Source organism: Peptoniphilus grossensis ph5, assembly GCF_000311825.1.
In the GTDB taxonomy this organism is placed as follows: domain Bacteria; phylum Bacillota; class Clostridia; order Tissierellales; family Peptoniphilaceae; genus Peptoniphilus_A; species Peptoniphilus_A hominis.
Genome location: NZ_HE978566.1, coordinates 742570 through 755724 on the forward strand (window position 1 = coordinate 742570; position 13155 = coordinate 755724).

Below are 13155 nucleotides of genomic sequence, written 5' to 3' on the forward strand. Positions count from 1 at the left end.
CATAAAAAAACTTCATTAAGAAGTCTTATAATATTTTACATACATAAAAAAGAAGGGCTCCACTAAGGAGCCTCAAAATTTAAAATATAATTAAAAAACCGAGCATCAAAGCTCGGTTAATTTTTTATTTAGATTTACTTGTTAAAAATTCATTAATCTTTGGTGCAACTTCCCTTTGGCTTCTGCCAGATACAAAGAGACCAATGTGACCTGTTTCAACTTCAACAAGTTCAACATCCTTTGAACCAACAGCCTTAGGTATTGGTCTAGTAGCATTTGGAGGAACTTGGTTGTCCTTTGTACCTAATATTGCAAGCACTGGACATTTTACATTTTTAAGGTCAACTCTTTCGCCATCGAGATAAAATTCTCCCTTAATCAAATTATTTTTGTGATACATTTCTTCTTGGAATTCTTGATATGCTCGTCCAACTTGGTCAGGTGAATCGAAAATCCAGTGTTCCATACGAAGGAAGTTGGCAAGTTTATCTGGATCGTCAAGAGAATCAATTACGCCAACATACTTGTCCATCATTAGGTCAATTGGCTTTAAGAATACAAAACCTGCATTCATAAATTCTCCTGGCACATTTCCAAAGGCCTTTACCATATTTTCAGGATTTAGATATGGTCCCCATTTAAATAGAAGTCCATCATCTGTAGAGAAATCAATTGGTGTTACTAGTGATACAAGTGCATTAATTTTTTCTCCATGAGTTGCAGTGTAAATAAAGGAGAAAGTACCACCTTGACAAATTCCAATAATATTAATTTTTTCGATATTGTGTTTTCTTCTAATTATGTCAACACAGTCGTCGATGTAGCCGTTAATATAGTCTCCAAGTCCAATATATTTATCATCCATTGTTGGATAGCCCCAGTCAATGATGTAAATATCTTGTCCACCTTCTAATAGGTTTTTAATAAGAGACCTGTCTTCTTGCAAGTCCATCATATATTGTTTATTAACAAGAGCATAGACAATTAGGGTAGGAATTTTGTTTGGATCCTTTACCTTTGGCTCATAGTGGTAGAGTTTCATCTTGTCTTCTTGAAAAATTAGCTCCTTAGGAGTTGCGTCAAAGCCACTGTAGTCAACATTCATAAGAGTATCTACACCCTTGATTAGTTTTTCGTATGAGTCGACCATATCTGACATTGACTTAACATAATCTATTCCAAAAACATTTTTCAAATCAATAACCTCCTATTATTTATTGTCCTTTTTTTCTTCTTCGTATTCTTTGTCTCTAATATGTTTTCTAAGAGTTCTAACTTCTTTTTTGAGTTCATAAACAGTCTTGTAAAGTGAATCCATATCAGAGTTTGTTGGTATTGGGTACCACTTAAGTGATTCTTCTATCACTTGGTCTAAGTCAATCTTAAGTAGCATTAGAGAATCTACAAAGTTTCCTAAGAATTTAGAAAATTCATCAGAATAGAACAATTTATCAAACTCATTAGAAGTTTTTTCTCTCCAATAATTGTAAAATTCTTCATAAGTCTTAGGAGCTTCGCCCTTCTTAATCATTTCAAAGCTATCTTTTACAACATTTTCAGTAGATTCGTTAACTAAATTTGAAAGCATCATAGTAAGTTCAAGATAATTGCCCATAAATGTAATTAACTTATCTATTGTCTTCATATTTCTTTCATAGGCATTTCTGTCAATACCAAATTGTGGAGAGTTTAACATCTTGCCAAAAGTTTCCCCATAATTTTTCTTCCAAAGTTTGAAAAATTCAAGGAAAGCCTTAGGATCAGCAAAAGCTCCCTTCATTACAGAATCCATTAAGTCAGAAGAAGTATCCATCCAAGGACCATAAACTGTAATAAGCGCGTCTCTGTAACTTTCACAAGCGCCTATACATTGCTTGATTAAATTTTGAAGATCTACAGGAATATATGGGAAAAGATAATTGTTGATGTATTGAAGTGAGCCTTCCTTATACTCTTTCATTATTCTTTCCATATTTTCCTTAGTTGGCTCAATGTTCTTGTCATAAATATTTTTATAAAGTTCATAAATGCTGTAATAAAGTTTAGATGTATCCTTTATTTTTTGTGCAAGTTCACTAGGTGTGCCTCTGTAATTGAAGAAATCTGCACTTCCTAAATCTCCAAAAATTTTATTAAAACTTGAAAGATATTCTTCACTAAAAGGGTTGAAGTTACTTCCGCCAAAAGACTTTGCATAATCTTGCCACATATTCATCATCTTTTGTTGTGAATTCATATAATCTTCAAAAAAATTGTATCCTTTATCCAAATTAATTCCTCCTCTTATGGTTAAACTATATTATTTTATGTTTATACTCTATCTTTATAATTTTATTATACCCTAAGCTAATCTAATATTAACATTTTATAAATTTATTTATTTTATCTGCTAAATTATAAAATTAAACTATTTTTGCCTCTTTGAACAAAATATTTCCCTCATCATCTACAGCTACACCTACATAATTTGCCTCAAAAGCCTCCTTTAACTTTTCAGTTTCACTTGAGTGAATAGTGATTTCTTCCCCAGTAAAATCAAAATTAATGTCTTCTGATTTTAATAGAATAAATCTATCATAACCCTCTTCTGAAAATTCATCGGGATATTTCTTTTTTAGCGCCACAAGCATGTAGCCCGAATCCAAAGTATTTTTGTAGGACCTATGATTCTTGGGAGAGATTGTGGACATCTTGTGAGAAAATTTAGAATCTTTATATTTTTCTTCCAACTTTTCTCTAGTTAGATTTTGTAGGTTTCTTCCCCTATATTCCTTTAAGACGACGACAGTATCGTTGATAACGACCTTGTCAGGATCCACAAAAAAATCCACATCATAAGCCAAATTATCTTCTCTGTCAGGGACTTTTAAACTCCTATAAGCAACGAGCCTGTCCCCATCATAGACACCTACAAAGGCTCCTCCATTGTCAATTAAGTGTTCCAAGTCACTCTTTGAGTCGTGAGAAAAAATTTCCTTATTCTCAATGCCTTCATACACCTCTGATGTGAGCTCATATATCTCGTCAATATGCTCTTTTCCTAAAAACTTAAAAATTAATTTTTTCATAGTACCTCTATATTAATCCTAAAATTTCATTTTAAAATATAATCTGCGTAAAAAATAAGTATATTTTTCTTTAACGCATTAGCATAAATTATATGTTCTAAATATTGTATAATAAAATTTCAAAATTATCTAGAATTTTTTTCAAACTGACCTAAATTTTAATTTTTAAATACATAAAAAAAGACCGCCTAAGCAGTCTCAAATTCCTTCTAAAATACTTTTCATCTCTACAATTTTTACTTGGTCAAATTTTTCGAAAGCCCTTCTGGAACTTTCTTCATCGTTGAAGCACTTCCAATAACCTGTGCACTTGCAAATTTTTTTGTGGCGATCTTTAAAATCAATTACATCCTTTAAAGGATAGCCCAAAAAAACTCCTATCTCATCAGGACAGCTGTCATTGAACCTACTTTTTAAGAGACCCAGATAGTCATCAACTTGATTACAATTTTCGTATCCCATGAAATCTAAAAATTCTGAAATTTTTTTGTTGGATAATTTTTTCATCAATTTATCTTTTTTGAAAAAATAAACTAAAATGAAATCTTCCCCTTCCTTTAATTCAAAAAAATCAAGCTCCAGTGCATCTCCAATTAAAAATTTATTTTTTAACCATAAGTCCTTTAAGGGTCTATTTCCATTTCTCAAATTCATCATTGTACCCAATTTTAAATCCTTATAAGTTGGAGCCACTGTGGACTTAATTAGAGCGTGAAGATATTCGAAATCTTTAAAATTTTTTATTTGATCAAAAAATTCAATGAAAATAGAATTATTAATCATACTTAGGACCTTGCAAGTTCCTTTCCAAGAGCTTCACACTCTTCTAGTGCATCTTCGTCAGGATTATCATAGGCAGCAAAGCCATCATCAACTAATTTTGCACCTGTGCCTTCAACTTCCTCTTGCCAAAGTTTCATCCACTCGCCATCAGCCCATTCATAAGATCCAAATAGAACAACATTTTTCCCAGAAAGAAGTGGATTTACCTTATCCATAAAAGGTCTCATCTCAGTTTCTTCAAGCTCTTCTGCTCCCATGGCAGGACATCCAAAGGCAATTCTATCTACATTTTTTACATCATCTTCTGTAGCGGAACCTACTTGGATTAGTTTTACTTCAGCGCCTGCTCCTTCAGCACCCTTAACTATTGCCTCTGCCATTTTTTCTGTATTGCCAGTACCAGACCAATAAATTACATTTACTTTACTCATTTTATTTCCTCCAATTTTGAAATTTATTATCATTTAATTTAATTGTAATAAATATTTTTTTAATTTTTTATATAATATTATAAGAATTTTTTAAATATTTTTATTATCTTAATATTTATAATTTCAAAAGTTGATTAAATAATTTCTAAAGTAAAGTCTGAGAAAAATTAATTATTATCTTGAAGCTCAAAATGATTATAAAATTTTAATTGGAAGCAAAAATTTTAAAATAAAATAATAAATTCTTTTAAATTAAATTAGAAGATAAATTCACAAATAAAAAAACCAAGGACGAATCCTTGGTCAAATATTTTATAAAATTAAGCTTCCTTTAGCTTTTTACCTTCTCCCCTTCCTGGAACTTTTTTAAATATTCCAGTAACCATTAGGGCAATTGCACCGTCAGATGTTACATTACAAGCAGTTCCAAAACTGTCTTGAAGTGCAAAAATTGATAGCATTAGGGCTGTTCCTGTGTCGTTAAATCCTAGAATTGATGTGATAAGTCCAAGAGATGCCACTACAGTTCCTCCAGGAACTCCTGGTGCCGCTATTGCAAAAATTCCAAGCAAAACTATAAAGACAATCATGTTAGAAATTTCTGGAAGCTTTCCATATATAATTTGTGAAACTGTCATTACGAAGAAAACTTCTGTCAAAACTGAACCGCATAAGTGAGTGTTTGAGCAAAGTGGAATAGCAAAGTCTCTGATCTTTGGATCAAGTGTCTCTGATTTTCTAGCACAATCTAATGCCACTGGAAGAGTTGCAGCAGAGGACATTGTTCCTACAGCTGTTAAATAAGCTGGCAGATAATGTTTGAAGACTTCCTTTGGATTTGTCTTTGAAATAGCCCCGGCTATTGAATACATAAGAGTCATCCAAATAAAATGTCCAACTATTACAATTAAAATTATCTTTATAAAAACTGGCAATTCAGAAATAATTGCTCCTTCATAAGATAAAGTTGCAAATGTAGTTGCAATGTAAACTGGAAGAATCTTTATAACGAAATTATTTACAATCGATAAAACAATTTTATTAAGTTCCATTAGCAAATTTTCCCAATGTTCTGATTTTGTAACAATTACTGCAATTCCAAATAAAATTGAAGTTACAAGTGCTGTCATAACAGGCATAATTGGATCAATTGATAACTTAAAAATTGATTCAGGAATGGCATTGCCTGCGCCAACATCTGACGCAATGTTAAGCTTTGGAATAATGGCCCTACCTGCTAAGAAAGACATTGTGGCAGCTCCCACAGATGATATGTAGCAAATTGCAAGAGTTACACTTAAAATCTTGCCTGCACTTTCCTTTAAAGAAACTATGGCAGGAGTGATAAATCCCAAAATTATTAGTGGAACTACATAGCCAATTAAGTCTCCCATAACTCTCTTAATAGTATTGATTACAATGATTGCTGATTCGCTGGAAATTCTTCCTACAAAAATTCCTATAATAATTCCTAAGATTAGTTTAAAAACTAAGGAATTAAAAAAACTATTCTTTTTCATTTCTCCTCCTTAAAATTTTATAAATTTGAAGTATTACTTCTTCTATCATTTTACCATTTTAGAAAAATAAAAGTATTAAAATTTTTTAATCTTTATAAAATAATTTCTCTTCATATAGTTTATTTTATATTTTACTAAAAAAATTATAGTTTTTAAATTCCTCTTATCTCATTTGTAAATATCCCATCTAAAATTAAAAAGGAGATTCAATTTAATGAATCTCCGTAATACTTTAATTATATCTTAACTTGTAAACAGTCTATCTTCCTTCTCCTATTCAACTTTTTGTTATAAAGTCTAAAGATTTTCTGTTTCTATTTTCTTCACCTACTAAAATATATCTAATTTCAGTCTTAGCTAGCAAAAAAGCCATAGCAGAAAATTTATTTCATGCTAAATACAACTTGTGCAATTTGTGCTCTTGTTAGCTTTTCTTTTGGTGCAAACTTTCCGTCATCCATTCCCTTAATTAAACCAAGTTTAACCATTTCTTTTACAGAATCTTTTGCCCACGATGAAATATCTTTTTCATCTTTAAAATCAATATTTGTATTTTCTACCTTATTATTTAATTTATTTACTTTATTAAATCTTGATAGGAAGGCACACATTTCTTCTCTAGTAAGCTCTTTATCCGGCATAAAAGTATCATCACCAAATCCACATGCTATTTTATTTTTGTATGCCCAATCAACATAAGGAGCATAGTATTTATTTTCATCTACATCTGAAAATACTTTATTTTTATACTTATTTGTGTCAACATTTGCGACTCTTCCAAGAATTGTTACAAATTCTGCTCTAGTAAGATTTTTGTCTGGCATAAAATTATTTAACTCTGCAATATCTTTAAAGTAACCTTTATTTACTGCATTATTAATTGCATCTTTTGCCCAGTGATTTTCAAGTCCATTTGTATTATCATCATTAGTTGAAAATATACTTCCTGGGTTATTGTTTATGCCGTTATTTGTAAAGACAGGACTCATTTTCTCGTGATTTCTATTTCTGATCAATGGATAATTATTTTCTTTATTTGAATTACTATTTGATTCATTTTCTTTTTTGTCAGGATAATTATCTTCAGATGGTTTTTTGTTCTCATCTGCTGGTTTTTCTTCCTTAATATCTTTCCAAGACGCTGTAATTGTTATATCTGAATCAACTTTAATTTTTTCTCCAGCATTTTTCTTGTTTCTATCTCCTGAAACAATCCAAGCATCAAAAACTTTACCCTCAGGTGCTACAAATGTGTTTTGTGGCAATTCAATTTCTTCCTTTTCTGTAACAGTTTGAGATGGAATTTTTCCACTTCCTCCGTTTGCCTCAAAAGTTACAGTATATTTCTTTTGGCTAACTTCTTCAAATACTGGTTCAATTTCAATATCTTCTTTAGCAAGGAATATATGTCCCGGCTTTTGAATAATACCTCTTACATTCCAGCCAATGAATTTTTTATTTGTCTCTACATTTTCATTGTATTCTGGAAGGACAAAATCTTCTCCTTGTTTTACATTTTCTTCATTTCCATTTACTGTTACTTTTACATCTTCGTTTTCGATTTCTCTAATTTCATCCTTATCTAAATCTAAATCAAATATTTTTACACTTGTATTTCTTGCATAGTCTGAGGCTATTACTTTTATTTCAATTCTATCATCTTGAGCAAAATCTTTTAAATTTTTACTTTGGTCAAACTCTTTGCCATTTGCGAAAATATTAACTTTTTCTATACGACCAGGTTTATCCGCATCTCTCTTATCTGAAACCTTTAAATAAACTTTTTTATCCCCATAGTTTAAAGTAATTGGGTTTTCTGAATTATCATCTTTAGATAATTTTATTTCTGGCTTAAACCTGTCCATGTAAATTCTGTATTGTGATAAAATTCCGCCTTCAGGTCCATTTAATTTATAATCCTTTGCTGACCAATCCATTACATCATTATCTCTAACATCTAATTTAACTTCAAAATCTTTTGAATTATCAGATTTTAAATCACCATAAATTAAATATTGGTCAATCATTGATTCATTTATTCTAAGATGCCAATTAAATCCACCCTTATCTCCAATTTTACCTCTCAATGTGTGAGGACTCTTTCTAAAATAAAGTTCTCCCTTATTTCCATCAGTATATGGATAAAAAGTATCTGGATCCATATTCAATTGAACTTTATCTCTATCAACATAGAAGCACTTGCCCATTTCTTCAATTAGATTTTCCTCTTTAAGATCTTTACTACCATCTAATTTATAGATTTCATACCTAACTACATTAAATCCATCTAAAACTTTTATATTAGCTTCAAAAGTCTTTACATCTTCATCATTATTTATAAAATCTTCAGTGTAGTTTGCGTCTAGATTTGTCTTGCCTGGATTTCTAGAAATAATTCTAACTCCATAACCCTTTTTTATTCTAAGTTCATCTCTCACTCTATAAAAAGTCTTTCCATTTTCATCTTTGTCTTCTTTTAATTTCCCGCCAAGATCTTCTCCACCAAGTTCTACAATGCTATGCTCTGAAGTTAATAGCTTAGACGATTCATTTTTTTCTACGCTAGTATTTTTTTCTTTTGGCATTCTAAGGAAAATACTCTTACTTGTTTTACCACTGTCTACTACAAATAATTCGATATCTCCTTTGTAGTCAATTCCCTTATTATTGTCTATATCATCCTTATTTGCCCATAAATTAAATTTTAGACTGTGAGTATTTTCATCATAAGAACCAGGAACTTTCTTTACCTCTTCTCTCTTATTTGTCTTTGACATTGTAGTGGATACAAAATAAATTTTTGCATCTTGAGAAACATTTTTAACTTCTCCCTTTATGTCAAAGCCACCATTTGAATCTGGAATAATTTTTCCAATATATCCCATATCCTTTAATGTATCTAAATCTTTATCTTTAAATTCCATAGGAGAACCATCAGAATATCTTGAAGGAATACCATACTCATCTATTGATTTAATATCGCCATAGTCATAATCTATGCTATCTTCTCCTGTAAACTCATTAGTTTTCTTTATTTCCTTTGGCTCTATGATTCTCTTGGTATCTTCTTCCGTAAGTTCTTTTATATAAGAACTATTCTTTTCTATGCTTATTTCAGGATTTCCATAATCCTTCTTTTTATTATCTCTTGCCTTATCTTCTTCTTTTTTATCTTCTTTTACTTCTACATTTTTAAGCTTAGATGCATCAATTTCTCCAAGTTTCTCATTAGCTTGACCATCTTCAGTTTCTAGGAAATATTCTAGTTTTCCATTTTTAACTTCTTTATCAAACTTAATTCTATATAAATTTGTAAAGTTTGAAGCACCATCAAGAGCTGCAACTTCTAAAGTCTTGCCAAGAAGATTTTTATTTGCACCGAGGATTTTATAAACAGAATTTCCTTCGTTATCCATTTCAAAGCTTCCATATTTGTCAACTTTTCCAGTGTTAACTACCTTTAAGTTTTCTTCTATATCTCCATCTTCATTTACAAAAGCTGCCCCTGCAAACCAAACTTTATTGTTTACTTCGTTAAAATCAGCTGGATTTTTTTCTTGGTCTCTTTCAAAAAGAGTTTTTGTCTTGTCTTTTTGAAGATGATAAGTATCTTTAACCTTTAAAATAATTTCATCTGGATTTTCTGCATTTAGGCTAACAATTTTTGGTGCAGTTCTATCTATTTTTACAGGAATGTATGAAACTTGATAAGGATATTTTGGAGAAAGTCTATACTCAAATTTATAATAATATTGACCTTCTGCAATTGGATCAAATTTTCCTTCAATATAATTTGGATCAGTTTTATCTTCTGCATGAGGATTATAAATTAATCCGTCCCATCTCAAATCGCCATAAACTTTTAACTTTGAGCCCTTAATTCCCTTTGCGTCACTTCTCTTTGAATTTAAAATTCCCTTTATAAAATGATCAACTGTAATAACTTTAAGTGGCTTTTGATTATTTTCATCCATTGTATTTACAATAGAAATTTTGCAGTCAGATGCAGATCTTAAAATCAATGGACTAGGTGTAAGACCTCTATCAATTTCATTTCCAGAAATAATTTTACTATCTCCACTAGAATTCATATTGAAGTCTTGTGAGTTATTAAAAGCAAATAATTCAGGATCTTGGTCTAAAGTTTTGTTTTCAGTTTCCCTATTTTGAATTACTCCTGCCGGCTTAAATAAATCTATACCATGCTCTCCACCACGGCCTTTATTTAATGTTCCTGGAATTTTAGGATTTCCTTCATCATCATAACCTACAATACCCTTTGACCTTGAACCTTCTTCCCAAGCCCATTTATCAACAATTGGTTCTTTGTTCCAATCACCAGCAAATCCCATTACAGGCATTGAAAGTGATGGCTGAGGATCTTTTGCATCAGTTTTTTCTTCTTTAGATTCAAATTTTATATAGCCTTCGACAAATTGGTCCTTATTCATTGCTTCGCCCACATGTAATGTAGCGCCCAAATCATAAGAGCCTCTTTTTGGTATTGTTATTTCATCTTGTGCAAAAGTTATGCTTGCTCCAGAAACTTCTTTAGGATGAATTTCTGCAACTACTTGTTTTCCATCTTTGCTATTTTCATCTTTATACTCTTCGTCTAATTTTTTCTTTGTTACTTCTCCATCTGTTGTGATTTTTGATGAACTTACTTTTACAGTTATGTCTTTATCAGATGGATTGTCTATATTAATTGTAAAATCTTTTTTATCAGATTTAATTTCCTTTAATGAGACAGCTCCGTAAGAATTCATTTCTCCCTTAGAATCTTCAACTTTGTAAGAAACAATTAAATTGTTCTTTAAAGCTTTTTCAACATTTATTAAACCTGATCCTTGTTGTCTTGGCGAAGCAAATAAATAATTTCCATTTCCATCATCAGTTGTTGGATCAATCATTGGCGTTGATGTGTTTTGGAGCATAATCTTTGTAAGAGAAGTTATATCTATACCTCTTGATTTTATAACCGGTTCATTTACAAGCTCTTTAACTCTCGGTCTTATTAAAACAGTTGAAGCTGATACCACTGGAGCAGCCATTGATGTTCCTGACATATATTGATAAGTGTCGACACCATTTATCTTATTTAAAGTTGAATAAATATTTTTACCAGGAGCAGAAACATCAGGTTTTAACATTAAATCAATCCTTGGTCCCCATGAAGTTGAGCCAGCTGGAACATTAGTATCTTCCCAGGCAATTTTATGATTTAAAAATTTAAGGCTAAGTTCTTTTTCGTCTCCAACTTTTGGTTTCTTTGAATTATATTTTGCCATATCAATTCTGTAATCTGAATCTTTTGCTTTAAAGTCTTCCTTATCATCAACTTTTCTATCACAAATCATATCCCAGATTAATTTTCCATCCATGCCTGATACAGAAAATACAGGAACTCTTGTATTTTCATCTTGCTCATATCCCATAGCAGGAATACTTTCCCAATCATCTCTATTGTAATAAGAAACTGTATTTACTACTATTAATCCCTTTGCTCCTTTGTCAAAAACTTTTTTAAAGGCAAATTTCAGATCCTTAGTATAAATTCTATCCATTACAACAATTTTATCTTTCAAATCTTTTCCAGCTATATCTTCATCTTGACATTGTCCCAAGTAAATAAAATTATATTTGCCTTGAGGGAAATTATTTTTATCAAAGAAAGCACCAATTTGAGAATATCTAAAATCTCTTCCGCCAATGTTCACGCCTTCATAATCAATTTTAGTATTACGAGATGATGCAACAGCGATTGCATCTTCGTGAGCAGCAGTTCTCGTTACATTTCCTGTATCTGTCATTTTCAAAGAATTATTTGCATATCTATCCCAAGATGAACTAGAAGATGACGTTGCATAATTACCAGTGGCAACACAAATAGGAATACCAGCTTTTCTAAGAGCTCTAATTCCATACCAATATTTTTCTCCTACTAAACCAGTTCCCGTAAAACCAGAAGAAACAGAAATAACATCTACATCATGCTTAATGCAATCTTCAAAGGCATGAAACATAGTCTCATCTCCAGCAAAACCGTCACTGGCATCAGAATACATCTTGTAAGAAAAAATTTGTGCATTAGGTGCAATACCTCTTATCCCTTTATTGGCTTTTACATCTTCTAAAGTATCATTTGCTGCCAAAATCCCAGCTATGTGCATTCCGTGTGGATCATAATAATCAGAACCATCGTCATATTTTTCTGTGGTAATCTTACCACCATTTAAGTAATTAAAAGAATGAGGGACTTTATCCGATAACCAGAATTCCTTATCAGAACCTTTTAAATTTTCCTTTTTAATCTTTAAAGAACTCTTCGCGTCATCATCAATTCGCATAGCCTTGTGACTTGCATCCATTCCAGTATCAATATTTGCAATTACCATACCACGACCATCATAATTTTTTCCAAGATTTGCATTTATTGCATTTAACTCTTTTAGATAATCGCTGGCACTATCAGCCCCTACAAGCTTTCTTGCATTTTCCATAAGTGGAACTAATTTGCCTGCCCTTTCAACATTTTTAACACCCTTAATACTTTTTAAATTATCTAATTCTTCAGGGTAAGTTTCAACAGAGACAGCGTTAAAAATAATATTATACTCATATAAAACCTTTAAGTTTTTTATCTTATTTAAAGTCTGCAAAATTTCATTTTTATTTGCCTTATCTTCAAATTCTACAAAATAAACAACTTTATCTCTTTTAACTTTTACACTTGGCTCTTCTTTTTCAAAGTCTTCAAGTATTTTACTTTTCTTTGAATCAAATTCTTTTTTATCTCTAACAATCTTTTGAGTCTCAGTTAAAGAATTATTGCCTATATTATTTTCCGCAAAAACTCCATTAAAAGAACTCATCACAAATATCATCGACAAAGTCAACGATGAAAAATTTCTTAAATTCTTATTCATAATTCCTCCAAATAAATTTTATAACGATAATAATTATCATCATTTTTTACCTAATAGAGTTTAGCATCAGAAAATTACTTTTTCAATATTCATTTCTTTAATAAAACTATTGTATTTTTAACAAAACAATTTAATTAAAAATATTATTATTTCTGTGGTTTATAAAATTCTTTTAATAACCTAACTTGCTTTACAAATTTATATAAGTTTTAAAAATATTAACTTAAAAATATTCTTGTATTAAATGTTTTTCGGTAATATTGTTAATTTCTTCTTATGAACCTTTGATTTTAATTTTTGAAATTTTTTGTTTTATCATTTATTTTTGTCAAATTTAATTTTACAACTTAGCATTTTCTAAAAAGCTAATTATAATTAAAAAATATTTACGCCAATAAAGTCCTACTTCAAGACATAAAAAAAA

Annotated in this window: 7 protein-coding genes; all 7 read right to left on the reverse strand. The window is 30.5% G+C overall.

The genetic code is table 11. The features are described 5' to 3' along the window. Positions 1 to 124: 124 nt before the first annotated feature. Positions 125 to 1195, reverse strand: coding sequence for a class III poly(R)-hydroxyalkanoic acid synthase subunit PhaC (phaC, locus tag HGPG_RS03555; RefSeq protein ID WP_019124689.1), 1071 nt, complete (start codon positions 1193 to 1195; stop codon positions 125 to 127). Between the two features lie 15 nt (positions 1196 to 1210). Next, positions 1211 to 2269: a poly(R)-hydroxyalkanoic acid synthase subunit PhaE gene (locus HGPG_RS03560; protein WP_019124690.1), complete on the reverse strand. Its 1059-nt coding sequence runs from the start codon at positions 2267 to 2269 to the stop codon at positions 1211 to 1213. 133 nt (positions 2270 to 2402) lie between these two features. Then, the gene (locus HGPG_RS03565) at positions 2403 to 3068 is read right to left on the reverse strand and encodes a GNAT family N-acetyltransferase (protein WP_019124691.1); all 666 of its coding nucleotides are present in this window, start codon (positions 3066 to 3068) and stop codon (positions 2403 to 2405) included. A 198-nt stretch (positions 3069 to 3266) separates the two neighbouring features. Beyond that, complete coding sequence (locus HGPG_RS03570) at positions 3267 to 3851, reverse strand: DUF3793 family protein (protein WP_019124692.1); 585 nt, start codon at positions 3849 to 3851, stop codon at positions 3267 to 3269. A 2-nt stretch (positions 3852 to 3853) separates the two neighbouring features. After that, on the reverse strand, positions 3854 to 4282 hold the full coding sequence (locus HGPG_RS03575; RefSeq protein ID WP_019124693.1) for a flavodoxin: 429 nt from the start codon (positions 4280 to 4282) through the stop codon (positions 3854 to 3856). Positions 4283 to 4602: 320 nt separating this feature from the next. Beyond that, the gene (locus HGPG_RS03580) at positions 4603 to 5802 is read right to left on the reverse strand and encodes a dicarboxylate/amino acid:cation symporter (protein ID WP_019124694.1); all 1200 of its coding nucleotides are present in this window, start codon (positions 5800 to 5802) and stop codon (positions 4603 to 4605) included. A 383-nt stretch (positions 5803 to 6185) separates the two neighbouring features. Beyond that, on the reverse strand, positions 6186 to 12731 hold the full coding sequence (locus HGPG_RS03585; protein ID WP_019124695.1) for a S8 family serine peptidase: 6546 nt from the start codon (positions 12729 to 12731) through the stop codon (positions 6186 to 6188). Between the last annotated feature and the right edge of the window lie 424 nt (positions 12732 to 13155).